Origin of the sequence: Pseudomonas sp. GL-RE-29, assembly GCF_019947275.1 — a bacterium.
Lineage (GTDB): Bacteria > Pseudomonadota > Gammaproteobacteria > Pseudomonadales > Pseudomonadaceae > Aquipseudomonas > Aquipseudomonas fluorescens_A.
The window spans coordinates 23,191-47,647 of record NZ_JAGYGD010000027.1 but is presented as its reverse complement, the minus strand read 5'-3'; the positions used below and the strand labels follow the sequence as shown (position 1 = coordinate 47,647).

The 24,457-nt window shown below is 56.8% G+C and carries 24 protein-coding genes; all 24 read right to left on the bottom strand.

All coding sequences use genetic code 11. The features are described 5' to 3' along the window. Positions 1 to 79 precede the first annotated feature (79 nt). On the bottom strand, positions 80 to 2,110 hold the full coding sequence (locus tag KGB21_RS20900; protein ID WP_223506569.1) for a pyridoxamine 5'-phosphate oxidase family protein: 2,031 nt from the start codon (positions 2,108 to 2,110) through the stop codon (positions 80 to 82). A 62-nt stretch (positions 2,111 to 2,172) separates the two neighbouring features. Then, on the bottom strand, positions 2,173 to 2,799 hold the full coding sequence (locus KGB21_RS20895; protein ID WP_223506568.1) for a glutathione S-transferase family protein: 627 nt from the start codon (positions 2,797 to 2,799) through the stop codon (positions 2,173 to 2,175). A gap of 114 nt (positions 2,800 to 2,913) precedes the next feature. Then, positions 2,914 to 3,816: a LysR family transcriptional regulator gene (locus KGB21_RS20890; RefSeq protein ID WP_223506567.1), complete on the bottom strand. Its 903-nt coding sequence runs from the start codon at positions 3,814 to 3,816 to the stop codon at positions 2,914 to 2,916. 125 nt (positions 3,817 to 3,941) lie between these two features. Then, positions 3,942 to 5,774, bottom strand: coding sequence for a glutamine--fructose-6-phosphate transaminase (isomerizing) (gene glmS, locus KGB21_RS20885; RefSeq protein ID WP_034149389.1), 1,833 nt, complete (start codon positions 5,772 to 5,774; stop codon positions 3,942 to 3,944). A 1-nt stretch (position 5,775) separates the two neighbouring features. Further along, positions 5,776 to 6,552 carry a DeoR/GlpR family DNA-binding transcription regulator gene (locus tag KGB21_RS20880; protein ID WP_034149390.1) on the bottom strand — a complete coding sequence of 259 codons (777 nt, stop codon included), beginning with the start codon at positions 6,550 to 6,552 and terminating at the stop codon, positions 5,776 to 5,778. Between the two features lie 202 nt (positions 6,553 to 6,754). Further along, a complete protein-coding gene (gene glmU / locus KGB21_RS20875) occupies positions 6,755 to 8,122 on the bottom strand; it encodes a bifunctional UDP-N-acetylglucosamine diphosphorylase/glucosamine-1-phosphate N-acetyltransferase GlmU (RefSeq protein ID WP_223506566.1) in 1,368 nt (455 codons plus the stop codon). A 112-nt stretch (positions 8,123 to 8,234) separates the two neighbouring features. After that, the gene (locus KGB21_RS20870; RefSeq protein ID WP_007969909.1) at positions 8,235 to 8,660 is read right to left on the bottom strand and encodes a F0F1 ATP synthase subunit epsilon; all 426 of its coding nucleotides are present in this window, start codon (positions 8,658 to 8,660) and stop codon (positions 8,235 to 8,237) included. A 45-nt stretch (positions 8,661 to 8,705) separates the two neighbouring features. Then, positions 8,706 to 10,085, bottom strand: a complete 1,380-nt coding sequence (atpD, locus tag KGB21_RS20865; RefSeq protein ID WP_007911961.1) for a F0F1 ATP synthase subunit beta — start codon at positions 10,083 to 10,085, stop codon at positions 8,706 to 8,708. A 27-nt stretch (positions 10,086 to 10,112) separates the two neighbouring features. Then, positions 10,113 to 10,973 (bottom strand): F0F1 ATP synthase subunit gamma, encoded by an 861-nt coding sequence (atpG, locus tag KGB21_RS20860; RefSeq protein WP_034149392.1) that lies wholly within the window; start codon positions 10,971 to 10,973, stop codon positions 10,113 to 10,115. 50 nt (positions 10,974 to 11,023) lie between these two features. Next, positions 11,024 to 12,568, bottom strand: a complete 1,545-nt coding sequence (gene atpA / locus KGB21_RS20855; protein ID WP_034149393.1) for a F0F1 ATP synthase subunit alpha — start codon at positions 12,566 to 12,568, stop codon at positions 11,024 to 11,026. A 21-nt stretch (positions 12,569 to 12,589) separates the two neighbouring features. Further along, positions 12,590 to 13,126: a F0F1 ATP synthase subunit delta gene (locus KGB21_RS20850; protein WP_034149394.1), complete on the bottom strand. Its 537-nt coding sequence runs from the start codon at positions 13,124 to 13,126 to the stop codon at positions 12,590 to 12,592. 12 nt (positions 13,127 to 13,138) lie between these two features. Then, the gene (locus KGB21_RS20845; RefSeq protein WP_034149395.1) at positions 13,139 to 13,609 is read right to left on the bottom strand and encodes a F0F1 ATP synthase subunit B; all 471 of its coding nucleotides are present in this window, start codon (positions 13,607 to 13,609) and stop codon (positions 13,139 to 13,141) included. A 58-nt stretch (positions 13,610 to 13,667) separates the two neighbouring features. Beyond that, a complete protein-coding gene (atpE, locus tag KGB21_RS20840; RefSeq protein ID WP_003097235.1) occupies positions 13,668 to 13,925 on the bottom strand; it encodes a F0F1 ATP synthase subunit C in 258 nt (85 codons plus the stop codon). A 133-nt stretch (positions 13,926 to 14,058) separates the two neighbouring features. Then, complete coding sequence (gene atpB, locus KGB21_RS20835; protein ID WP_034149396.1) at positions 14,059 to 14,928, bottom strand: F0F1 ATP synthase subunit A; 870 nt, start codon at positions 14,926 to 14,928, stop codon at positions 14,059 to 14,061. Between the two features lie 16 nt (positions 14,929 to 14,944). Next, on the bottom strand, positions 14,945 to 15,352 hold the full coding sequence (locus KGB21_RS20830; RefSeq protein WP_047535609.1) for a F0F1 ATP synthase subunit I: 408 nt from the start codon (positions 15,350 to 15,352) through the stop codon (positions 14,945 to 14,947). 148 nt (positions 15,353 to 15,500) lie between these two features. Then, a complete protein-coding gene (locus KGB21_RS20825) occupies positions 15,501 to 16,373 on the bottom strand; it encodes a ParB/RepB/Spo0J family partition protein (protein ID WP_034149398.1) in 873 nt (290 codons plus the stop codon). 9 nt (positions 16,374 to 16,382) lie between these two features. Beyond that, the gene (locus tag KGB21_RS20820; protein ID WP_034149399.1) at positions 16,383 to 17,180 is read right to left on the bottom strand and encodes a ParA family protein; all 798 of its coding nucleotides are present in this window, start codon (positions 17,178 to 17,180) and stop codon (positions 16,383 to 16,385) included. An 18-nt stretch (positions 17,181 to 17,198) separates the two neighbouring features. Then, positions 17,199 to 17,843, bottom strand: coding sequence for a 16S rRNA (guanine(527)-N(7))-methyltransferase RsmG (rsmG, locus tag KGB21_RS20815; protein ID WP_034149400.1), 645 nt, complete (start codon positions 17,841 to 17,843; stop codon positions 17,199 to 17,201). After that, positions 17,840 to 19,738 carry a tRNA uridine-5-carboxymethylaminomethyl(34) synthesis enzyme MnmG gene (mnmG, locus tag KGB21_RS20810; RefSeq protein WP_223506565.1) on the bottom strand — a complete coding sequence of 633 codons (1,899 nt, stop codon included), beginning with the start codon at positions 19,736 to 19,738 and terminating at the stop codon, positions 17,840 to 17,842. The genes rsmG and mnmG overlap by 4 nt, the downstream gene beginning before the upstream one ends. 551 nt (positions 19,739 to 20,289) lie before the next feature. Further along, complete coding sequence (mnmE, locus tag KGB21_RS20805) at positions 20,290 to 21,660, bottom strand: tRNA uridine-5-carboxymethylaminomethyl(34) synthesis GTPase MnmE (RefSeq protein ID WP_034149402.1); 1,371 nt, start codon at positions 21,658 to 21,660, stop codon at positions 20,290 to 20,292. Positions 21,661 to 21,739: 79 nt separating this feature from the next. Next, entirely contained in the window at positions 21,740 to 23,419 is a 1,680-nt protein-coding gene (yidC, locus tag KGB21_RS20800) for a membrane protein insertase YidC (protein ID WP_034149403.1), read from the bottom strand. Positions 23,420 to 23,421: 2 nt separating this feature from the next. Continuing rightward, the gene (gene yidD / locus KGB21_RS20795) at positions 23,422 to 23,667 is read right to left on the bottom strand and encodes a membrane protein insertion efficiency factor YidD (protein ID WP_010207715.1); all 246 of its coding nucleotides are present in this window, start codon (positions 23,665 to 23,667) and stop codon (positions 23,422 to 23,424) included. Continuing rightward, positions 23,660 to 24,061 carry a ribonuclease P protein component gene (gene rnpA, locus KGB21_RS20790; protein WP_028620331.1) on the bottom strand — a complete coding sequence of 134 codons (402 nt, stop codon included), beginning with the start codon at positions 24,059 to 24,061 and terminating at the stop codon, positions 23,660 to 23,662. The genes yidD and rnpA overlap by 8 nt, the downstream gene beginning before the upstream one ends. 16 nt (positions 24,062 to 24,077) lie before the next feature. Further along, positions 24,078 to 24,212, bottom strand: a complete 135-nt coding sequence (gene rpmH / locus KGB21_RS20785) for a 50S ribosomal protein L34 (protein ID WP_003213577.1) — start codon at positions 24,210 to 24,212, stop codon at positions 24,078 to 24,080. Positions 24,213 to 24,457 lie beyond the last annotated feature (245 nt).

Sequence of the window (24,457 nt, the reverse complement as noted above, 5' to 3'; positions counted from 1 at the left end):
TGTCACGGCCCTTTTTCGTACTGCGCCTTACCCTACTCAGCCATCGGCCGATGGGCAATGCTGGCTTGCTGCGCCCCCCTCAGATATCCAGGACCAAAGGCTGCGTTCCTTGAGCCGGAATCGCACAGCAGATCAGTACGTGCCCTGCATCCGGCACTTCCGCAGGTGGCTGTGGATAATTCACCTGGCCGCTGATCAGGCGAGTCTTGCAGGTCCCGCAGGAGCCTCCGCGACAACTGAATTCAGGATGCAAGCCACGGCTTTCCGCCAACTCCAGCAAACTACCCGCATCGGGCTGCCAGCGCGCTTCCTTCGCCGAGCGCTGGAACACCACCGGCACTGACGTCGTTGCGGCGGGCGGTTGTTCGATAACAACCGCATCGGGGTCGGGTTGCCGGCGCAATGTGGAAGGACCGAACGTTTCCGCGTGGATCCGTGCATCGCGGATATCCAGTTCCCGCAGGCCGTCGTACATCGCCTGGGTAAAACTGCCGGGACCACACAGGATAAAATCCAACTGATCGTAGTCGTCGACCTCAAGCAGGTCTTGAAGCAGCGCGACATCAATTCGCCCGGGCAAATCGAAGTCCTCACCCTCCCGGGCGTCCACTTCCGGTTGACTGAGCAGGCGCACTACCCTGACTGCATCACCCGCACTCTCGAGCAAGCGATCCAGCTCGGGACGAAACGCTTGATCCGCCAAGGTCCGCGAACTTTGTAGAAACCAGGTCGGGCGGATACGGCGAGTGCGCAAACCTTGATATACCACCTCACGCAGCATCGATAGCAGCGGCGTAATGCCAACGCCAGCAGCCAGCAATATCAACGGCCGGCGTTCGTGGGGCGCCACGGTGAAATGCCCTTGAGGTGCGCGCGCCTCCAGTAAATCGCCCACCGATATCTGCTCATGCAGGTGCGAAGAAACGCGCCCATCACGCTTCACACTAATGCGGAAGAAATCATCGGACGGCGCGCTCGACAAGCTGTAGGTGCGGATATGCACCTCCCCATCAATGTCGAATCGCAGCGGCAAATGCTGACCGGCCTGGAACAACGGCAGACCGGCTCCGTCGGACGGCTCCAAATAGATCGAGCGGATGTTGTGACTTTCCGCTTCTATGCGGACTACCCGCAACGGTCGCCATTGATCGCCCAAGGCTTTTGCTTGTAGCCGTGCCTTCGCTTGGTCCCAGGTTCCGGTGAGCAAACTGGTGGGTGACATGGCGTCGAAACGCCAGCGCAAACCTAAAGCGGCGGGTCGACGCACCAAATGTTCCACGTGGAACTTCCATAAACGTTCGGCACCTTGAAATGCTTCGACCTGCGGCCCCTCAAGGATAATTTCGGTGCGCCCACTAAGGTGCAGTAGGTCACCGGAATTGAAATCGATGAACAACAAACCAGCCTTTGGGTTAATCAGCAGATTGCCCAAGGTATTGAAAAACAGGTTGCCGGCGAAATCCGGGATGGTCAGGCAATTGCCCTCAACCTGCACGAATCCTGCCTGGCCGCCGCGGTGTGAAACATCCACCGAACGCTCGCCCTCAACGTCCACGAAGCTGGCAACAAAGAATGTGTCGGCCGCTTCGATCATTGCTGTGGCTGCGTCATCCAGATCGCTGAGGTGCTGTGCGATGCGCGTCGTCGGATCTGCCAACGGGACCGAACGAAACTGGCGCAATTGGATGTACTGCGGGCAATTGCCGTAGGACTGTTCCACCGTCACCCCGAATCCACTTGCCGACACGGCCTCGACTCGCCCATTGATCCGGTTGCGCCGGCGAGTGTGCAGTTCGATCCCCAGCAGGCCGATTGCCGCATCATCGCTCAATTGCGCTGGATCGTCCGCAGCCGGCAGGCTGCCGAATTGCAACAGCCCCGGCTCAGGTGAATGAGCAAAGCCTGGTTCACCTTCCAACACGCTGGCCCAAGGATTACCGTCCGCATCCACCGCGCCGTACAGCATGAACGGCAGTTGCTGATAGAACGTACGGTGTTGGTCAGGCATCTCGCGGCGAATCACCCTACGACCCAACGTCTCCATTCGATCGACTACGCCTACATGTGCCTGCAACTGTTTCTCGCCGGCATGCCACGGTGAATGATCCATTACGGCTTCTCCCTGCGCCAACGGCGCAGCGTGAACGGCCCGACAAACCCGGGCCGAAAGCATCAGGCAGTCTTTTGCAGGCCGGCGACGGTGCGCGGCATGCCGACGAAACCGGGCAAGGCTTCGACACGCGCCAGCCAGGCGCGAATGTTGGCGTAGTCGTCGAGCGAGACATTGCCTTCCGGCGCATGCGCGATGTAGCTATAGGCCGCAACGTCGGCAATGGTTGGCTCGCTACCAGCCAGATAAGTCGTGTTGGCCAGTTCCTGGTCGATCACCTTGAGCACGGTGTGGGCGTAAGGAATCACTTTTTCAGGCTTATACGGCGCACCAAACACGGTGATGAGTCTCGCCCTGGCCGGGCCGAAAGCGATGGGACCTGCGGCGGCGGACAACCAGCGCTGCACTTTGGCGGCACCGACCGGATCGGCTGGCAACCAGCGACCGTCGCCGTACTTTTGCGCCAGATAGACCAGAATTGAGTTGGAGTCCGCCAACACCACCCCGTTGTCATCCAGTACGGGCACCTGGCCAAACGCGTTGAGTGCAAGGAACTCCGGTTTCTTGTGCTCACCCTTGGCCAGGTCGATGAAGATCAGCTCGGTAGGCAGTTGCAGCAGCGAGAGCATCAGTTCCACACGGTGTGCGTGGCCGGAACGTGGGAAGTTGTAGAGTTTGATGGCTTGCATGGTCGACTCCGCGGGTGAATGGTGCTGTTCGGGAGCGGCCATCTTCTACTAGTCACCAAAACAACAGAATAACCAGCAAACGCAATCCATTATTTCGTGTAGTGAAACAAACCATCAGTCTTGCAATGCCGGATGCTCTCGGAGCGCCTTCACCGTAAAGTCGACAAAACTGCGAACCCGCGTCGCAGCCTTGCGCCCGCCCTGATAGATCACATGGATGGGCAGTGGCGGCATTTCGAAATCCGCCAGTACGATTTCCAGCTCCCCGGCCGCCACTTTGCTCGCCGACTGATAAGACAGCACGCGAGTGAAGCCCAGACCCAAGGCGGCGGCGGTAATAGCCGCCTGATTCGCCGTCACGGTCAGTCTCGGATCTGCTCGAACACTCAACGGTTCGCCATCCTCAAGGAATGGCCAGTTTTTCAACTGACCGATCGCGGATGTCGCAATGATCGGCGCGTCAGCCAATTCTTGTGGATGTTTTGGCCGACCATGGGTTGCCAGAAACTGCGGTGATGCACAGATCACCCGCCGCACTTCACCCACTCGAATCGCATGCTGATTGCTATCAGGAAGCTCGCCGATGCGCACGGCCACATCAATGCCCTCCTCGACCACACTCACCACCCGGTCAACCAGCAGCGCATTGATCGTGACGTCGGGGAATTGCGTCAGAAAACTCACCATCAGCGGTGTGATAAACAACTCACCAAATAACACCGGCGCAGTGATTGTGAGTTGCCCACGTGGTTGGGCATGACTGCCCGCTGCCGAGTCCTCTGCTTCCTGCACCTCAGCGAGAATTCTCCGACAGTCCTCCAGATACCGCTGGCCCGCCTCGCTCAGATGGACGCTGCGCGTTGTGCGAGTAAGCAAGTGCGTACCGATGCGCTTCTCCAGCGCTGCCACCGCTCGGGTAACGCTGGCCGCCGACAGGCCCAGGCGCCGTGCCGCTGCAGAGAAACCCTGCTCTTGGGCTACGGCGGCGAAGACCTGCATTTCCTGGAAGCGATCCATTAAGGAACCCTCGTTAAAAATCAAAAGATCGCAGCCTGCGGCGGCTCCTGCAGGTGTACATCAATTCCCTGTAGGAGCCGCCGCAGGCTGCGATCTTTTTTGCTTTTTCGCTATCTGTGGATAACTTATTCCACAGTTACCGATTTCGCCAGGTTGCGCGGCTGGTCAACGTCCGTGCCTTTCAACACCGCCACGTAATACGAAAGCAATTGCAGCGGGATGGTGTAGAGGATCGGCGAAAGGATGTCGTGGATGTGCGGCATCTGCACAACATGCGTGCCTTCACCATTGGTCATGCCGGCCTTCTCGTCAGCAAAGACAACCAGTTGTCCACCGCGAGCGCGGACTTCCTGAAGGTTGGACTTCAGCTTCTCCAGCAGTTCGTTGTTCGGTGCAACGGTAACCACTGGCATATCGTTATCCACAAGCGCCAGCGGACCATGTTTCAGCTCGCCGGCCGGGTAAGCTTCGGCATGAATGTAGGAGATCTCTTTAAGCTTGAGTGCCCCTTCCATTGCCACCGGGAATTGCGCGCCACGGCCGAGGAACAGCGTGTGGTTCTTCTCGGCGAACAGCTCGGCGATTTTCTCCACCGTGTTGTCCATCGCCAACGCTTCACCCAGACGGGTCGGCAGGCGACGCAGTTCTTCAACCAGCGTTGCTTCAACGCCTTCGGCCAACGTGCCTTTAACCTGACCCAGGGACAGGGTTAGCAACAGCAGGCCAACCAACTGGGTGGTGAAGGCTTTGGTGGAAGCCACACCGATTTCGCGACCGGCCTGGGTCAACAACGTCAAATCGGATTCACGCACCAGCGAACTGATACCGACGTTGCATATGGCCAGGCTACCGAGGAAGCCCAGTTCCTTGGCATTACGCAGCGCAGCCAGCGTGTCGGCAGTTTCGCCGGATTGGGAAATGGTGACGAACAGCGTGTCGGGTTGCACCACCACTTTGCGGTAACGGAACTCGCTGGCGACTTCGACCTGGCACGGGATGCCGGCCAGTTCTTCGAGCCAGTAACGGGCGACCATGCCAGCGTGATAACTGGTGCCGCACGCGACAATCTGCACGTTACGCACTTTGGCAAACAACTCGGCTGCTTGCGGACCGAACGCTTGCACCAACACTTGATCCTGGCTCAGGCGACCTTCCAAAGTGCGCTGAACTACGGTCGGTTGTTCGTGGATTTCCTTGAGCATGAAGTGGCGGTACGTACCTTTTTCCGTCGCTTCGGCACTGTCGCGGTACTGCACGATTTCGCGCTCGACAACTTGGCCGTTAACGTCCCAGATCTGCGCGCTGTCACGACGGATTTCGGCGATATCGCCCTCTTCCAGGTACATGAAACGGTCGGTCACCTGACGCAAGGCCAACTGGTCCGAGGCGAGGAAGTTTTCCCCCAGGCCCAGGCCGATCACCAGCGGGCTGCCGCTGCGGGCGGCCACCAAACGATCGGGCTGCTTGCCGCTGATCACTGCCAAGCCATAAGCGCCATGCAACTCTTTAACCGCTGCTTTGAGGGCCTCGGTCAGGTCAGGCAAATCCTTGAGTTTGTGGTTTAGCAGATGAGCGATGACTTCAGTGTCGGTTTCCGAGGTGAACACGTAACCCAATGCCTTGAGTTGTTCGCGCAGGGCTTCGTGGTTTTCGATGATGCCGTTGTGCACGACCGCTAAATCACCGGAAAAATGCGGGTGCGCGTTGCGCTCGCACGGCGCACCGTGGGTTGCCCAACGGGTATGAGCGATGCCCAGACGACCGACCAGCGGCGTTTCGGCCAGCGCCAGTTCAAGCTCACTGACTTTGCCCGGTCGACGCACGCGTTCGAGTGTTGCGTCATTGGTGTAGACCGCCACGCCGGCGCTGTCATACCCACGGTATTCCAGACGCTTCAGGCCTTCGACCAGGATGGCGGTGATGTTACGTTCTGCGACTGCGCCGACAATGCCACACATGCTATTTCTCCTGACTGACAGCCGCGCATATCAAAGTGATGCCGCGGGCTTGAATCTGATCGCGGGCCTCAAGCGGCAGGCGATCATCGGTAATAAGGGTATGGACGCTGCTCCAAGGCAGTTCCAGATTGGGAATCTTGCGGCCGATCTTGTCGGCCTCGACCATAACGACCACTTCGCGGGCGACTTCAGCCATGACCCGGCTCAGACCCAACAATTCATTGAACGTGGTTGTACCGCGAACCAGATCGATGCCATCGGCTCCGATGAACAACTGATCGAAGTCATAGGAGCGCAGTACCTGCTCGGCCACCTGACCCTGGAAGGATTCGGAGTGCGGGTCCCAGGTGCCACCGGTCATTAATAGCACCGGTTCATGCTCCAATTCACTCAAGGCGTTGGCGACATGAAGGGAATTGGTCATCACCACCAGGCCCGGCTGCTGACCGAGTTCCGGGATCATCGAAGCGGTAGTGCTGCCGCTGTCGATGATAATCCGCGCATGTTCGCGAATTCGCGTCACCGCCGCGCGGGCAATGGCCTGTTTGTATTTGGAGACTGGCAGACCGACGTCAGCCACCAGTTCCTGAGGCATGGTGATTGCCCCACCATAACGACGCAGCAACAGACCATTGCTCTCAAGTGCGGCCAGATCCTTGCGAATCGTAACTTCCGACGTTTCGAATCGCTTGGCCAACTCATCCACAGTGACTTCGCCCTGCTCAGTGAGCAAGGCGAGGATGTTATGGCGACGTTGTGGTGTGTTGCGCTTCGACATGGCTGATTAAGTTTCGATTCGAAAGATAACGTAAGCAATCAAAACCTATCAGCGAAACTTCGTCAAGCGGTGCAACGAGAAATTATCTGTGGATAAACGAAAAAAGATCGCAGCCTTCGGCAGCTCCTGCAGAGAATTTGCATTCACCCTGTAGGAGCTGCCGAAGGCTGCGATCTTTTGATTGTCAATCGCTGTGGATAACTCAGCTCTTCTTAATCTTCACCGGCCGTTTCCAGCCATCGATATTTTTCTGCCGTGCGCGCCCCACAGCCAACTGCGCGTTATCCACATTCTGAGTGATGGTCGAACCTGCCGCCGTGGTTGCGCCCGAAGAGATATCCACAGGCGCCACCAACGAATTGTTGGAACCGATGAACACATCCTCACCCAGCACCGTTTTCCACTTGTTGGCGCCATCGTAATTGCAGGTGATGGTGCCAGCGCCAATGTTGGTTCGCGCGCCAATTTCGGCATCGCCCAGGTAGGCCAGGTGACCCGCTTTGGCACCTTCGCCCATGTGCGCATTTTTCAGCTCGACGAAGTTACCCACATGCGCCCGCGCTTCCAACACAGAACCTGGACGCAAGCGCGCGAACGGACCGGCATCGCTACCCTCACCCATAATTGCGCCTTCGAGATGGCTGTTCGCCTTGATCACCACACCTTTACGCAGGGTGCTGTCCTTGATCACGCAGTTCGGACCAATGACCACGTCGTCTTCAATGACAACTTTGCCTTCGAGAATCACGTTGATATCGATCAGCACGTCGCGGCCAACGGTAACTTCACCGCGGACATCGAAACGGGCCGGGTCTCGCAGGGTCACGCCCTGAGCCATCAAACGCCGGCCGGCGCGCAATTGATAGTGACGCTCAAGCTCGGAAAGCTGCTTGCGATCGTTGGCGCCCTGCACTTCCATGGCATCGTGAGGTTGCTCGGTGGCTACGACCAGGCCATCGCTTACCGCCATGGCGATCACGTCAGTGAGGTAATACTCGCCCTGGGCATTGTTATTGGAGAGGCGGCTCATCCAGTCGCCAAGACTTGCGAATGGCAGGGCCAGAATACCGGTGTTGCCTTCGGTGATCGCACGTTCGGCTTCATTGGCGTCTTTCTGCTCAACGATAGCGGTAACGTTACCCGCCGCGTCACGCACGATGCGGCCGTAACCGGTCGGATCGTCCAATTCGACAGTGAGCAGGCCCAGTTGACGCGGTGCAACCTTCTTGAGCAGACGTTGCAGGGTTTCCACTTCGATCAGGGGCACGTCGCCATAAAGGATCAGCACCGTATCGGATTTTATGAAAGGCACGGCTTGGGCCACGGCATGGCCGGTGCCCAGTTGTTTGTCCTGAAGGACGAAATTCAGATCATCAGCGGCCAGGCGTTCACGTACGGCGTCGGCGCCGTGGCCTATCACCACATGGATCCGCTGTGGATCAAGTTGCCGGGCGCTGTGGATAACATGCCCAAGCATCGAGTTACCGGCAATCGGATGCAAAACTTTTGGCAACGACGAGCGCATGCGGGTGCCTTGGCCAGCAGCGAGAATTACGATTTCAAGAGACATGACTGGCTACCAATCCTGGGTGGTCAGCGGCTGCGACCGGGTTTAAAAATCGGAAAAGAAAAAAGGGTAGCCGAGGCTACCCTTTTTAATCAATCACACAACAAGCGTTGGCTTAGTGGCCAAACTTCTTGCGGATCTGCTGGACGGTACGCAGCTGAGCTGCGGCCTCGGCCAGACGTGCGGCAGCAGAACCGTAATCGAATTCCGCGCCCCGCTCATGCAGGGCTTTCTCGGCAGCCTTAACGGCTTCCTGAGCGGAGGCTTCGTCCAGGTCGGCAGCACGTTGCACGGTGTCGGCAAGAACCTTGACCATGTTCGGCTGAACCTCGAGGAAACCACCGGAGATGTAATACACCTCCTCTTCCCCGCCCTGCTTGACCAGGCGGATCGGACCTGGCTTCAGATTAGTGATCAGCGGCGCGTGACCCAGAGCGATACCAAGATCACCCAGTGCACCGTGCGCAATCACCATCTCGACCAGACCGGAAAAGATTTCTCCTTCCGCGCTGACGATATCGCAATGGACTGTCATAGCCATCTGATTGCCTCAACCTAAATTAGCGCCCGTTGCCGGGCGCCGGGATTACAGTTTCTTGGCTTTCTCGATCGCTTCTTCGATGCCGCCAACCATGTAGAACGCTTGTTCTGGCAGGTGGTCGTAGTCACCGTTGAGGATGCCTTTGAAGCCAGCAATGGTGTCTTTCAGGGAAACGTATTTACCCGAGGCACCGGTGAAGACTTCAGCCACGAAGAACGGCTGCGACAAGAAGCGCTGGATCTTACGAGCACGGTTTACCAACTGCTTGTCGGCTTCCGACAGCTCGTCCATACCCAGGATCGCGATGATGTCCTTCAGCTCTTTGTAACGTTGCAGAACGTACTGGACGCCGCGAGCGGTGTCGTAGTGGTCCTGGCCGATTACGTTCGGATCCAGCTGGCGCGAAGTCGAGTCGAGTGGATCGACCGCTGGGTAGATACCCAGGGAAGCGATGTCACGGGACAGAACGACGGTGGCGTCCAAGTGGGCGAAGGTGGTCGCTGGCGACGGGTCGGTCAAGTCGTCCGCAGGTACGTATACCGCTTGGATCGAAGTGATCGAACCTTCCTTGGTCGAAGTGATACGTTCTTGCAGAACGCCCATCTCTTCAGCCAGGGTCGGCTGGTAACCTACTGCGGAAGGCATACGGCCCAGCAGTGCGGATACTTCAGTACCGGCCAGGGTGTAACGATAGATGTTGTCGACGAACAACAGAACGTCGTTACCTTCGTCACGGAACTTCTCGGCCATGGTCAGGCCGGTCAGTGCTACGCGCAGACGGTTACCCGGCGGCTCGTTCATCTGACCGTAAACCAGTGCCACTTTGTCCAGAACGTTGGAATCCTTCATCTCGTGGTAGAAGTCGTTACCCTCACGAGTACGCTCACCCACACCGGCGAACACGGAATAACCGCTGTGCTCGATGGCGATGTTACGGATCAGTTCCATCATGTTTACGGTTTTGCCTACACCGGCACCACCGAACAGACCAACTTTACCGCCTTTGGCAAACGGGCAAACCAGGTCGATAACCTTGATGCCGGTTTCCAGCAGGTCGTTGCCGCCTGCTTGTTCAGCGAACGAAGGCGCTGGACGGTGAATGCCCCAACGCTCTTCGGTGTCGATCGGGCCAGCTTCGTCGATCGGGTTACCGAGGACGTCCATGATCCGGCCCAGGGTCGCTTTACCGACCGGTACGGAGATGGCTGCGCCGGAATCGGTAACTTCCAGACCGCGCTTCAGGCCTTCGGTGGAACCCATCGCAATGGTGCGAACCACGCCGTCGCCCAGCTGCTGCTGAACTTCCAGGGTGGTTTCAGCCGCGCTCACTACTTTCAGCGCGTTGTAGATGCTCGGTACGCTGTCGCGTGGAAATTCCACGTCGATAACGGCGCCGATGATTTGAACGATACGTCCGCTACTCATAGCTGGATCCTCTGAATATTTGAACCGTTAAACCGCGGCAGCGCCGCCGACGATTTCCGAGATCTCTTGGGTGATCGCAGCCTGACGCGCCTTGTTGTAGACCAGCTGCAAATCGCTGATCAAATCACCGGCGTTGTCGGTAGCGTTCTTCATTGCGATCATCCGCGCAGCCTGTTCAGCCGCGTTGTTCTCGACCACCGCCTGGTACACCTGCGACTCCACGTAACGCACCATCAGGCCGTCAAGCAGCTCTTTGGCGTCCGGTTCGTAGAGATAGTCCCAGTGGTGCTTGAGTTCTTGATCCGGGGTTGCCACCAGCGGAACCAATTGCTCCACGGTAGGCTGTTGCGTCATGGTGTTGATGAACTTGTTGGACACCACGGACAGGCGGTCAATACGGCCGTCCAGGTAGGCATCCAGCATCACCTTGACGCTGCCGATCAGATCATTGATCGACGGCTCTTCACCCAGGTGGCTGATAGCTGCAACGACGTTACCGCCGAAGTTGCGGAAGAAAGCCGCACCCTTGCTACCAATCACACACAGATCAATCTCGACGCCGTTTTCGCGGTTTACCGCCATGTCCTTGACCAGGGCCTTGAACAGGTTGGTGTTCAAGCCGCCGCACAGACCACGGTCACTGCTCACCACGACATAACCAACGCGCTTTACTTCACGGTCGATCATGAACGGATGGCGGTATTCCGGGTTGGCGTTGGCCAGATGCCCAATTACCTGGCGGATACGCTCCGCATAAGGACGGCTAGCAGACATGCGCATTTGTGCCTTGCGCATTTTGCTGACCGCCACTTTTTCCATGGCGCTGGTAATCTTTTGCGTGCTTTTGATGCTCGCAATCTTACTGCGAATCTCTTTTGCGCCTGCCATGTAACACCTATCAGGTTAGCAAGCGGGAGCCTTGCGGCTCCCGCTGCGGCTTACCAGGTTTGGGTGGCCTTGAACTTCTCGATACCGGCTTTCATGCCAGCGTCGATTTCGTCATTGAAGTCACCTTTCACGTTGATCTTCGCCATCAAATCGGCGTGATCGCGGTTGAAGAAAGCAATCAGCGCTTGCTCGAAGCTGCCGACCTTAGTGATTTCAACGTCAGTCAGGAACCCACGCTCAGCGGCATACAGCGACAGCGCCATGTCAGCGATCGACATTGGTGCGTATTGCTTCTGCTTCATCAGCTCGGTAACGCGCTGACCATGCTCAAGTTGCTTACGGGTCGCTTCGTCCAGGTCAGAAGCGAACTGGGCGAATGCCGCCAGTTCACGGTACTGAGCCAGAGCGGTACGGATACCACCGGACAGCTTCTTGATGATCTTGGTCTGAGCGGCACCACCCACACGGGATACCGAAACACCGGCGTTCACTGCAGGGCGGATGCCCGAGTTGAACATGGCCGATTCCAGGAAGATCTGACCGTCGGTGATGGAAATCACGTTGGTCGGAACGAACGCGGAAACGTCGCCAGCCTGGGTTTCGATGATCGGCAGTGCGGTCAGGGAACCGGTTTTGCCGGTCACTGCGCCGTTGGTGAACTTCTCTACGTACTCTTCCGAAACGCGGGATGCGCGCTCCAGCAGACGGGAGTGGAGATAGAACACGTCGCCTGGGTAAGCTTCACGGCCTGGTGGACGGCGCAGCAGCAGGGAAATCTGGCGGTAAGCCACTGCTTGCTTGGACAGATCGTCATAAACGATCAGCGCGTCTTCACCGCGGTCGCGGAAGTATTCGCCCATGGTGCAACCGGAGTACGGTGCCAGGAATTGCAGCGCAGGAGATTCCGAAGCACTGGCAGCCACGATGATCGTGTTGGCCAGGGCGCCGTTTTCTTCCAGCTTGCGAACCACGTTGGCGATGGTCGATTGTTTCTGGCCGATCGCGACGTAGACGCAGAAAATGCCGCTGTCTTTCTGGTTGATGATCGCGTCGATCGCCAGAGCGGTTTTACCGATCTGACGGTCACCGATGATCAGCTCACGCTGGCCACGGCCGACAGGGATCATGGCATCGACAGCCTTGTAGCCAGTCTGTACAGGCTGGTCTACCGACTTACGCCAGATCACGCCTGGAGCAACTTTCTCGACCGCGTCGGTCTCGGTGTTGCCCAGTGGACCTTTGCCGTCAACAGGGTTACCCAGTGCGTCGACAACGCGACCCAGCAGTTCCTTACCAACCGGAACTTCGAGGATGCGGCCGGTGCACTTGGCGCTCATGCCTTCAGCCAAAGACTGGTAAGCGCCCAGTACAACGGCACCTACGGAGTCTTGCTCCAGGTTGAGGGCCATACCGTAGACGCCGCCCGGAAACTCGATCATCTCGCCGTACATAACGTCGGCCAGACCGTGAATCCGCACGATACCGTCAGACACGCTGACGACAGTGCCTTCGTTACGGGCTTGGGAGGTCACATCGAGCTTGTCGATGCGGCCCTTGATAATTTCACTTATTTCGGAAGGATTGAGTTGCTGCATTGCTCTGCTGCCCCTTCAAACTCAAGATTTCAATGCTTCGGCAAGTTTCGCGATTTTGCCGCGAATCGAGCCATCGATAACCAGGTCGCCGGCGCGGATGACAACACCCCCAATAAGGGATTTGTCTTCCTCGACTTGCAGGCGCACTTCCCGGTTGAGTCGTGCACTGAGAACCTTGGCGAGTTTGTCTTGCTGTTCTTGGTTCAATGCAAAAGCACTGGTCACTTCAACATCTACCGATTTCTCTTGTTCGGCCTTGTACAGGTCGAAAAGAGCGGCAATCTCCGGCAGAAGCGAGAGACGGTCGTTTTCGGCAACGACGTTGATGAAGTTCTGTGCCTTCACATCAAACTTGTCGCCGCACACGTCAATAAACGTGGCGGCCTTTTCTGCGCTCGTCAGTCGCGGGGCCTTGAGCACGCGCTGCATGGTGTCGTCTTGCGACACCGCTGCTGCCAGGCCGAGCATGGCTGACCAATTGGCCAGTTGCTGGTGGGCCTGAGCGTGCTCGAAGGCCGCCTTAGCGTAAGGTCGGGCCAACGTGGTCAGTTCTGCCATGATCGCCCTCGCTTAGATTTCAGTAGCCAGTTTGTTTACCAGCTCTGCGTGCGCGTTTTGATCGATTGTGGCACCCAGGATCTTCTCGGCGCCGCCGACTGCCAGCAAGCCCACTTGGGCACGCAGCGCGTCTTTGACACTGTTCAGTTCCTGTTCGATCTCGGCCTGAGCCTGAACCTTCACACGGTCAGCGTCGATACGGGCTTTTTCAACAGCCTCTTCAACGATCTGGTTACCGCGTTTCTTGGCTTGCTCGATGATTTCAGCTGCCTGAGCTTTCGCTTCGCGCAGTTGCTGACCCGCTTTCTCTTGGGCCAACTCCAGGTCGCGAGCTGCTCGGCTGGCAGCGTCCAGTCCATCCGCGATCTTCTTTTGACGTTCGTGCAGTGCCGCGATGACCGGAGGCCATACGAACTTCATGCAGAACAGTACAAAAATCAGGAACGCAACGGACTGGCCAATCAGGGTCGCATTAATGTTCACGCCAACACCTCGCAGTTACGTTGTCCATCACACCAAATTACCCGGAAGATCCGAGTAATTAGCCAGCGATCTGACCAACGAACGGGTTCGCAAAGGTGAAGAACAGAGCGATACCAACACCGATCATGGTTACGGCGTCGAGCAGACCGGCAACGATGAACATTTTAACTTGCAGCATTGGAACCATTTCTGGCTGACGCGCTGCGCCTTCCAGGAACTTGCCGCCCAGCAGGCCGAAACCAATTGCGGTACCCAGTGCGCCCAGGCCGATCAACAGTGCAACAGCGATAGCGGTTAGACCAACTACAGTTTCCATCTTTCCTCCCGACTTTTACGTCGTATGGTTTAGGTTTTTTAGATTAAAGCGGTAAAACAAATCGTTTCAGATGCTCCGTGAGGAGCACCTTCCCGTTTGACCGGGAAGGACATCAGACTAGTCGAGACTGGTCTTAATGGTTTTCTTCGTGCGCCATCGACAGGTAGACGATGGTCAGCATCATGAAGATGAACGCCTGCAGGGTGATGATCAGGATGTGGAACACAGCCCACGCCCACTGCAGAACAACGCCCAGGCCACTAAGCCAGAGCAGACCGCTGCCGAACATCACAGCAATCAGAATGAACACCAGCTCACCGGCATACATGTTGCCGAACAGACGCAGAGCCAGGGAGATCGGTTTGGCGATCAGGGTTACGAATTCCAGCAGGAAGTTCACCGGGATCAGCAGGGCCTGAACGAAAATGTTCTTGCTGCCAAACGGGTGCAGGGTCAGCTCGCCGATAAAGCCGCCGATGCCCTTGACCTTGATGCTGTAGAAAATGATCAGTGCGAAAACCGACAGCGCCATGCCTAGGGTCGCGTTCGGGTCGGTAGTCGACACGGCGCGGAACGGGATGTGTGCATCGCCGGAGATCAGGATGGCCAGCTGAGGAATCCAGTCGACCGGTATCAGGTCGACGGCGTTCATCAGGAACACCCAGACGAAGATGGTCAGTGCCAGCGGTGCAATCACCGGGCTACGGCCATGGAAGCTGTCTTTCACGCTGCCATCGACGAATTCGACCAATACTTCAACGAAGTTCTGCAAAGCACCAGGCTGACCGGAAGTCGCCTTCTTTGCCGCCATGCGGAAAAGAAGAACGAAGATCAGACCCAATGCGACCGACCAGCCGAGGGTATCGACGTGGAAAGCCCAGAAGCCCATTTCTTTGGCTTCTGCTGCGGTGTGGGCAAAGCCCCAGCCGCCGGTAGGGTGCTGACCGAAAGTCAGGTTCTGCAAGTGGTGCTGGATATAGCCCGAAGCGGTTGTTTCTGCCATGGTTGCCTCAAACGCCCTAAGGTCTCGAAAGTCTTGTTCTCATCAGCAGGGGCGCGAACCAGCTGACCAGTTGGGTCAGAACGAAGACGCCGAATACAGCTAGCGGCGCCAATGGCTTCACACCTGCAAACGTCAATGCAAAGAGCACTGCCGTCAAAATCAGTTTGCCCGCCTCGCCGGCATAAAATGACCGGACGATGGCTTGAGCTGCTCGGGCGCCGGAAAACCGAAATGCCCTGTGAGCGAAATAAACATTGGGCAGCAAGGCTATCAGGCCTCCGCAGAGTCCCGAGTACCCGGCAACGACTCCATACCATTGCCAGAGCGCCAAAGCGGCAATCAGCAAAATGACAAACTGAGCCATTAACACCGGAAAAACTGCCAGACGATGGAACGGCAAGCGGTTTGGCGTGCGGGTTTCCATCACTATTGCTCTCCAATGGTCGGCTGCCAGAATTCAATAACTTGGCATAATTTGTGCCGACAAAATGCGCGCAGAGTATAGGGGCGGTTCTGCCCCTATTCAACTGTCAGGTAGTGATTTCCGACTGCGCGCTACATGAGGAAATGTTTCAGCGGATATGCGCGAGCACACCTTGTAGTTCATCCAGGGAGTTGTAGCCAATCACTAACTGACCCTTTCCCTTCTTCCCGTGGCGAATCTGCACCGCAGAGCCTAGGCGCTCGGCCAGGCGCTGTTCCAGACGAGCGATATCCGGGTCCGGTTTTGCCGCTTCAACAGGCTCCGGTTTGCCACTCAACCACTGCCGAACTAGTGCCTCAGTTTGGCGCACAGTCAGGCCACGTGCGACAACATGTCGCGCCCCTTCAACCTGTTGATTATCCGGCAGACCGAGCAACGCACGGGCATGACCCATTTCCAGATCGCCGTGGGACAGCATGGTCTTGATCACTTCCGGCAACGAAATCAACCGCAACAAGTTAGCCACGGTCACCCGCGACTTACCCACAGCTTCGGCGACTTGTTGCTGGGTCAGCTGGAATTCCTGCTGCAAACGCTGCAAGGCCACGGCTTCTTCGATCGGGTTGAGGTCTTCGCGCTGGATGTTCTCGATCAGCGCCATGGCGATCGCGGTTTCATCCGAGACATCGCGAACCATCGCCGGGATGGTTTCCTGGCCCGCTTGCTGGCTGGCGCGCCAGCGGCGTTCACCGGCAATGATTTCGAAACGACCGCTACCGATTGGACGAACCACGATCGGCTGCATGACGCCCTGAGCCTTGATCGACTGCGCCAATTCTTCGAGCGCTTGCGTATCCATATCCCGACGTGGCTGATACTTGCCGCGCTGGAGCAGGTCCAGGGGCAGGTGCTGCAACTCGCGCTGATCGGCTTGCACCGCTTGTTCTTCCAGCGAGCTGACGGTCGGACCACTCAGCAGTGCATCCAGTCCACGTCCGAGACCTCGTTTCTTGACGGCCATGGGGATTCCTTAAGTTGGCTGGGCGGCGGCGATGCGTGAGTTTTTGCGTTGACGACGAACCATTTCACCCGCCAGAGCCAGGTAGGCCACGGCACCGCGCGATGATTTGTCGTACGCCAGCGCCGGCATGCCATAGCTTGGAGCTTCGGCCAGACGGATGTTGCGTGGAATGACAGTGTCGTAGAGCTGATCGCCGAAGTGTTCCTTGAGCTGTGCCGATACGTCGTTCATCAGGCTCAGGCGCGGGTCGTACATCGTCCGTAACAGGCCTTCGACCTTGAGGTTCGGGTTCAGCAGTTCAGCGATGCGCTTGATGTTATCCACAAGGTCGCTCAAGCCTTCGAGTGCGAAATACTCGCACTGCATGGGGATAATCACCCCGTCGGCGGCAACCAAAGCGTTCAAGGTCAGCATCGACAGCGACGGCGGGCAGTCGATCAAAATGTAATCGTAGTTTTCACGGATCGGCGCCAGCGCGCTGCGCAGGCGACTTTCCTTCATCTGCATTTCCAGCAGAACCACTTCGGCGGCAGTCAGGTCGCGGTTGGCTGGCAACAACTGGTAACCACCGTGTTCGGAATAATGCATGGCCTGAGCCAGATCGCATTCGCCGATCAACAGGTCATAGACCGAGTTTTCCAGGCCGTGTTTATCCACACCGCTACCCATGGTGGCGTTGCCCTGTGGATCGAGATCGATCAGCAATACCCGACGCTTGGTCGCGACCAGGGATGCTGCGAGGTTGATACAGGTGGTGGTCTTGCCCACACCACCCTTTTGGTTCGCTATCGCGAATACCTTAGCCATTCTTGCTTGTGTTCCCAATCATGCCGTGCGGCGCAGTATCAGCAGATGGCGTTGGCCTTGGCAACCGGGTACGGCCAGGGCGTGTTCGCTATCGAGGTGGAAGTCCGCCGGCAATGCTACCAGCTCATCGGCGGGATGAACGCCCTTCATTGCCAGCCAACGTGTATCGGTGTCGCCGAGGTGGCGCGTCCAGTTGCTGAAGTTCTCCATGCTGCTGAACGCCCGGGAAATTATCCCGTTGAACGGCTGGGCAGGCTGGAAGGCTTCGACGCGACTGTGGATAACTTGCAGGTTATCCAGTTTGAGTTCGAGTTTGACCTGGGTCAGGAAGCGGGTTTTCTTGCCGTTACTGTCCAGGCAAGTCACTTGGGACTCTGGAAACAGGATCGCCAACGGAATCCCCGGCATGCCGCCGCCGCTGCCCACGTCGAGCCAGCGACCGTTTTCGATGAACGTCATCACGCTCAGACTATCGAGCAAATGACGGGACACCATTTCGTCCGGATCCCGCACGGCGGTCAGGTTGTAAGCCTTGTTCCATTTGATCAACAGGGCCAGATAACCCAGCAGCTGCGCGTGCTGGGTTTCAGTCAGAGCGACACCGAGCTGGCGAGCACCTGTGGATAACTCTTCTGCGTGTTGCGAGGTGACCAACGAACTCAAGCGCTTTGCTCCAACTGACGGCCCGCGCCGCGTTTTTTCAAATGAATCATCAACAGCGAAATGGCCGCCGGTGTGACACCCGGGATACGCGACGCCTGGCCCAAAGTTTCTGGACGGGTCGCACCGAGCTTGCTCTGGATCTCCTTGGAGAGACCGGAAATGTTCGTGTAATCGATATCCACAGGCAGTTTTGTATCTTCGCTGGCCCGTAGACGAGCGATTTCATCTTGTTGACGATCGATGTAGCCGGCGTACTTGGTCTTGATTTCGACCTGCTCGGCAACCTGTGGATCTTCTGCGCCCCCGCCGGTCACGGCGATCAGACCAGCGTAGTCGATTTCCGGACGGCTCAAGAGATTGAGCAGGTTGTATTCGTGGGTCAGTGGCGTGCCGAATTTTTCGGCAATGGCATCGCCCTGTTCGGTGCCCGGGCGTACCCAGGTGCTTTTCAGGCGTTGCTCTTCCAGTTCGATGCTTTCGCGTTTTTTGCAGAAAGCCGCCCAGCGCACGTCATCCACCAGGCCCAGTTCGCGACCTTTTTCGGTCAGGCGCAGGTCGGCGTTGTCTTCGCGCAGGATCAAACGATATTCGGCCCGGGAAGTGAACATCCGGTACGGCTCTTGGGTACCGAGGGTAATCAGGTCGTCGACCAACACGCCGATGTACGCCTCATCGCGACGCGGACACCAGGCATCTTTGCCCTGTGCACGCAGTGCCGCGTTGGTGCCGGCGAGCAAACCCTGGGCACCGGCTTCTTCGTATCCGGTTGTACCGTTGATTTGCCCGGCGAAGAACAGGCCGCCGATGACTTTGGTTTCCAGGCTGTATTTCAAATCCCGTGGATCGAAGTAGTCGTACTCGATCGCATAGCCCGGACGCACGATGTGCGCGTTTTCCATGCCGCGGATCGATTGCACGATCTGCAATTGCACGTCGAACGGCAAGCTTGTGGATATCCCGTTTGGATACAGCTCATGGGTGGTCAAACCTTCCGGTTCGATGAACACCTGATGGCTTTCCTTGTCGGCGAAGCGATGGATTTTGTCTTCGATCGACGGGCAATAACGCGGGCCAATGCCTTCGATCTCACCGGCAGCGGAATACATAGGCGAACGGTCGAGGTTCGCGGCAATGATTTCGTGGGTGCGGGCATTTGTGTGGGTAATCCAGCAACTGACTTGCCGTGGATGCTGTTCCTTGGTGCCCATGAACGACATCACCGGGATCGGTGTATCACCGGGTTGTTCGGACATCACCGAAAAATCCACAGACCGGCCGTCGATACGCGGCGGAGTACCGGTTTTCAGACGACCCACACGCAATGGCAGTTCACGCAGACGGTGAGCCAGCGCGATTGATGGTGGATCACCGGCGCGACCGCCGGAAAAATTCTGCAACCCGATGTGGATAAGTCCACCGAGGAACGTGCCGGTGGTTAACACCACGGAATCGGCGAAGAAACGCAGACCCATTTGGGTGACAACACCACGGACTTGTTCTTGCTCGACGATCAGGTCGTCGGCGGCCTGCTGAAATATCCACAGGTTCGGCTGGTTTTCAAGGATTTCGCGGACAGCAGCCTTGTACAAAATCCGGTCTGCCTGTGCACGGGTTGCGCGCACGGCAGGGCCTTTGCGGCTGTTCAACACGCGAAATTGAATACCACCTTTGTCGGTGGCCATGGCCATCGCGCCGCCGAGGGCATCGATTTCCTTGACCAAGTGGCTTTTGCCAATCCCGCCAATGGCCGGGTTGCAACTCATGGCACCGAGGGTTTCCACGTTATGCGTCAGCAACAGGGTTTTGACCCCCATACGTGCTGAGGCCAGTGCTGCCTCGGTACCGGCATGACCGCCGCCGATGACGATCACTTCAAAACGGGAAGGGAAATCCACCACGCACCTCGTGCCTGCTTAAGTAGGTAATTCAGGAATAGTTTGAGCTCAGGTTTTTGGACCTGGTCGACAAGTATAGGGACTTCGCCCTTCCTAAAGAACCCTTTGCACAAAATTTAACCAGCTGTGGAGAAGTCGGGGTTATAGAAATTAAAAAGAGAGAAATTTATTAAATCTTTGTTTTTATGTTTATTTCTACTGACCGATGTTTCTGTGGATAGATCGCTGAAGGCCTTTATATTCGATGTGTACAGAGAATCAAAACCCTGTGGTCATGTGCCAATGAGGCCCTTGGATAACCGGTCTAAGCCTGTGGATTAAAGTAGTGGTTATCCACAGAGGCGGTTATCTTCAGTTTTGAGGCCCTGTTATCAACTGCCCTTAGCCACGGTTATTCACAGGGCTTAATCCACAGAAAAACGTTGAAGGGGCGATTTCCGGGCACGGAAAATCCGCACAAGCAGAATCTATCGGCTCAGCACTGGAGGTTTATTTCAGAAAAAGGAGAGGACAGACAGGCACGAATGGCCTGTCTGTTAACAATGGGACGACTACTTACCGATGCAGAAGCTGGAGAAGATCCGACCCAACAGGTCATCGGAGCTGAATGCGCCGGTGATTTCACCCAGGGATTGTTGAGCCTGGCGCAAATCTTCGGCCAGCAACTCGCCGGCACCCGCCAGAGTCAGTTGAGCGCGGCCGTGCTCAAGGGAGGCGCTGGCATGACGCAGCGCCTCAAGGTGACGCCTGCGGGCGCTGAAGCTGCTTTCAGAGGTCTGCTCATAGCCCATGCAGGCCTTGAGGTGGTCGCGTAATAATTCCAGACCGACGCCGGCAGACTTGGCGCTCAGACTGATAGTGACATGGCCATCCTCACTGACTTCCAGGGCAATCGCTTCACCCGTCAGGTCAGCCTTGTTGCGGATCAGTGTGACCTTTGCCGGATCGGGACGGGTTTCAAGGAATTCCGGCCACAAAGCAAAGGGATCAAGGGCTTCGGGGGCTGTGGCATCAACCACCAGTAGCACGCGATCGGCTTCGCCAATGGCCTTTAATGCCCGCTCTACGCCAATCTTTTCCACATGATCGTCGGTATCGCGCAGACCCGCTGTATCGACCACGTGCAGCGGCATGCCATCGATGTGAATATGTTCACGAAGAACGTCTCGGGTCGTACCGGCAATCTCGGTCACGATGGCTGCTTCACGACCAGCTAACGCGTTGAGCAGGCTGGATTTGCCAGCATTCGGACGACCGGCGATTACCACCGTCATGCCATCACGCAGCAAGGCACCTTGCCCGGCTTCACGCATGACGGTGGATAACTCGTCACGAACTTTGTCGAGCATGCTCAGTACATGGCCATCGGCGAGGAAGTCGATTTCCTCCTCCGGGAAGTCGATCGCTGCTTCGACATAGATCCGCAGGCCGATCAATTGCTCGGTCAGGTTATGCACACGTGTTGAAAATGCACCTTGCAAGGAACGAAGGGCATTTCGAGCAGCCTGTGCAGAACTGGCTTCGATCAAGTCGGCAATTGCTTCAGCTTGAGCCAGATCGAGCTTGTCATTGAGGAATGCGCGTTCGCTGAATTCTCCCGGCCGGGCCAGACGGCAGCCCAGTTCCAGGCAGCGTTTGAGCAACATATCCAGAACAATCGGTCCGCCATGGCCTTGCAGTTCCAGCACGTCTTCGCCAGTGAACGAATTCGGGCCGGGGAAATACAGGGCGATACCCTGATCCAGCACCTCGTCGTTTTCACCGAAAAACTCACCGTAGTGAGCAAATCGCGGCTTGAGTTCTCGACCACTGAAGGCCTTGGCCGCAACGCTGGCCAACGGTCCCGAGATACGGACGATTCCGACTCCGCCGCGACCTTGTGCGGTAGCAACGGCGGCAATGGTTTCACGAGGAGCGCTCATAAACCGGTATCCAGACAAAAGTGACAGATAGCAAAACGCCCCACTAGGGGGCGTTTTGAATGGTTATCCACAGTGTAAATCAGGCAGCTGCTTTGGTAGCTGCTTCGATCTTACGCGTGATGTACCACTGTTGGGCGATCGACAGGCAGTTGTTCACTACCCAGTACAGCACCAGACCAGCCGGGAACCACAGGAAGAAGAAGGTGAAGATGATTGGCATCAGCTTCATCACCTTGGCCTGCATCGGATCCGGTGGAGTCGGGTTCAACTGCTGCTGGATGAACATGGTTGCACCCATGATGATCGGCAGAATGAAGAACGGATCCTTGATCGACAGGTCAGTAATCCACAGCATGAACGGCGCCTGGCGCATTTCAACGCTTTCCAGCAGAACCCAGTACAGCGAGAGGAAAACCGGCATCTGCACAAGGATTGGCAAGCAACCACCCAGCGGATTGATCTTCTCTTTCTTGTACAGCTCCATCATGGCTTGCGACATTTTCTGCCGATCATCGCCATGTTGCTCTTTCAGGGCAGCCAGTTTCGGTGCCACTGCGCGCATGCGCGCCATGGATTTGTAGCTGGCGGCCGACAATGGGAAGAAAATCCCTTTGATCAGCATGGTCAGGAAGATGATCGACCAGCCCCAGTTACCCACAATGGCGTGAATGTGTTGCAGCAACCAGAAGATCGGTTGAGCGATGAACCACAGAATGCCGTAGTCGACGGTCAATTCCAGCCCTGGGGACAACTCTTTCAGCACCGCCTGGCTTTTCGGACCGGCGTACAGAGTGGCGCTGGTTTCAGCTTTGGCACCCGGTGCAACGGTCAGCGAAGGACCGGTGTAGCCGATGATGTAGTTGCCTTTGCTGTCTTTACGGGTCTGGACGACGTTATTTTCGCCCTTGGCCGGAATCCACGCGGTCACGAAGTAGTGTTGCAACCATGCAACCCAACCACCGGTAACGGTTTCTTTCAGCTGTGCCTTGTCCATGTCCTTCATGGACACTTTCTTGTACGGCTCGGAACTTGTCCACAGGGCTGCGCCCAGGTAAGTCGCGGTGCCGGTGGCGGTGCTGGAAGATGGATCGGAACTGGCGTCACGCTTCAACTGCGCGAACATTGCACCGGACCAAGGCTGAGCGCTCTGGTTGTCGATCAGGTAGGAGACGGTTACGTCGTACAGGCCACGTTTCAAGGTGAAACGCTTGATGTAGTTGACGCCGTCCTTGCTGAACTTCAGGTCTACGACCAATTGGTCCTGGCCGTCAGCCAGTTGATAAACCTTCTTCTCCGAGGAGTAAACCGGACGACCGGTAGGACTTGCATCCGGACCGTTGCTGCCGATCAAGCCACTTTGAGCCAGATAAGTGCGCTCGTTGCCATTATCGAACAACTGGAATGGAATTTCCGGATGGTCCTGGCGACGTGGATACAGCGGCAATTTCAGCTGGGCGACATCACCACCTTGTGGATCGATGGCCAGATCGAGCACATCCGTTTTGATCTGGATGAGGTCGGTGCTCACGGCTACCGGAGTTTCGGCAGGTGCGCTGGTATCGTTTGCGGCGTGTGGAATGTCGTCACTGACGGACGCTTTATTGCCAGTTGCCGTATCCGGGAGGCCCGGTGCGGTCGTACTGGAAGCAACATTCTGAGTCGGCAGGGCAGCCTGACCATAGTCCTGGTTCCATTTAAGAACCATAACGTAGGACACGATTGCCAGGGCGACGATCAGGATCGTGCGTTTGATATCCATGATTACTCGGCCATCGAAGAAGAACGGGAGGTAGGGATAGGTGGAACCGGGTCATAACCACCGGGATTCCACGGATGACAGCGACCTAAACGACGAAAGGTCAGCCAGCCACCGCGAAGAAGGCCATGATTTTCAATGGCTTCTAACGCGTAGCAGGAACAACTGGGGTAGAAACGACAGTGACTGGCCATCAGGGGACTAATGGCATAGCGGTAAAACTGGATCGGAACGAGTGCCAGTTTACGCATCTGGACTGTCTACCCCTACAGTTTCGGTTTTGACTGCTGGTACCGGCGTGCTGCGTGCCAGACGCTTCCAGAGTTTGCCGAAATGCTGAATCAATTCGGGGTTTTCTACGTCGCCCAAACCTTTGCGCGCGACGATAACGATGTCCCAGCCGACCAGTGAATCCTGGTTCAGACGAAACGATTCGCGCATCAGACGTTTGAGGCGATTGCGCTCGACGGAGAGCTTTACGCTCTTTTTCCCGATAACCAGCCCGAGACGGGGGTGATCAAGATCGTTGTTGCGCGCAAGGAGCAGGAGATTTTTCCCCGGAACCTTGCCGGTAGGGGAGTCAAAGACTGCCTTGAAATGCCGGGGGGTAAGCAGACGCTTTTCCCGACTGAAGTCCTGACTCACCTCCAGTGCCGGATTATCAAACTGCCAGACGCGCACGACCTTTGGCGCGACGACGCGACAGGACGGCACGACCGTTCTTGGTAGCCATGCGAGCACGGAAACCGTGGGTACGAGCGCGTTTGATAGTGCTTGGTTGGAAAGTACGTTTCATTGTCGTGTTACCTGGTTCGTCCACAACGGGCCGGAATGGCCCCCGTTTTAAGAGACCGGGGATTCTAGAGAAAGCAAGCCTCTAGGTCAATTTCCAACCAACGTTTCCTTATAAATAGATCTCCCGAGGTTTGGCCGGTACGAATCCACCGATAAACATAAAAATAAAGAAGGAGAGTATTTAAAGCTTTTCTGTAAAGCTTATAAAAGCTAGGGACGCGGTCATCTGTGGATAACTGGCAGTAG

Coding starts and splice junctions, on each gene's coding strand:
- atpB (WP_034149396.1), bottom strand. CDS start 14,928: ATGGCAGAAACAACCGCTTCGGGCTATATCCAGCACCACTTGCAGAAC.
- KGB21_RS20900 (WP_223506569.1), bottom strand. CDS start 2,110: ATGGATCATTCACCGTGGCATGCCGGCGAGAAACAGTTGCAGGCACAT.
- atpG (WP_034149392.1), bottom strand. CDS start 10,973: ATGGCAGGCGCAAAAGAGATTCGCAGTAAGATTGCGAGCATCAAAAGC.
- KGB21_RS20870 (WP_007969909.1), bottom strand. CDS start 8,660: ATGGCTATGACAGTCCATTGCGATATCGTCAGCGCGGAAGGAGAAATC.
- KGB21_RS20830 (WP_047535609.1), bottom strand. CDS start 15,352: ATGGAAACCCGCACGCCAAACCGCTTGCCGTTCCATCGTCTGGCAGTT.
- KGB21_RS20820 (WP_034149399.1), bottom strand. CDS start 17,180: ATGGCTAAGGTATTCGCGATAGCGAACCAAAAGGGTGGTGTGGGCAAG.
- glmS (WP_034149389.1), bottom strand. CDS start 5,774: ATGTGTGGCATTGTCGGCGCAGTCGCAGAACGTAACATCACCGCCATC.
- yidC (WP_034149403.1), bottom strand. CDS start 23,419: ATGGATATCAAACGCACGATCCTGATCGTCGCCCTGGCAATCGTGTCC.
- mnmE (WP_034149402.1), bottom strand. CDS start 21,660: ATGAGCGCTCCTCGTGAAACCATTGCCGCCGTTGCTACCGCACAAGGT.
- rpmH (WP_003213577.1), bottom strand. CDS start 24,212: ATGAAACGTACTTTCCAACCAAGCACTATCAAACGCGCTCGTACCCAC.
- KGB21_RS20825 (WP_034149398.1), bottom strand. CDS start 16,373: ATGGCCGTCAAGAAACGAGGTCTCGGACGTGGACTGGATGCACTGCTG.
- atpA (WP_034149393.1), bottom strand. CDS start 12,568: ATGCAGCAACTCAATCCTTCCGAAATAAGTGAAATTATCAAGGGCCGC.
- glmU (WP_223506566.1), bottom strand. CDS start 8,122: ATGTCTCTTGAAATCGTAATTCTCGCTGCTGGCCAAGGCACCCGCATG.
- atpE (WP_003097235.1), bottom strand. CDS start 13,925: ATGGAAACTGTAGTTGGTCTAACCGCTATCGCTGTTGCACTGTTGATC.
- atpD (WP_007911961.1), bottom strand. CDS start 10,085: ATGAGTAGCGGACGTATCGTTCAAATCATCGGCGCCGTTATCGACGTG.
- KGB21_RS20880 (WP_034149390.1), bottom strand. CDS start 6,552: ATGTCGAAGCGCAACACACCACAACGTCGCCATAACATCCTCGCCTTG.
- KGB21_RS20895 (WP_223506568.1), bottom strand. CDS start 2,799: ATGCAAGCCATCAAACTCTACAACTTCCCACGTTCCGGCCACGCACAC.
- KGB21_RS20850 (WP_034149394.1), bottom strand. CDS start 13,126: ATGGCAGAACTGACCACGTTGGCCCGACCTTACGCTAAGGCGGCCTTC.
- KGB21_RS20890 (WP_223506567.1), bottom strand. CDS start 3,816: ATGGATCGCTTCCAGGAAATGCAGGTCTTCGCCGCCGTAGCCCAAGAG.
- yidD (WP_010207715.1), bottom strand. CDS start 23,667: ATGCGTAAACTGGCACTCGTTCCGATCCAGTTTTACCGCTATGCCATT.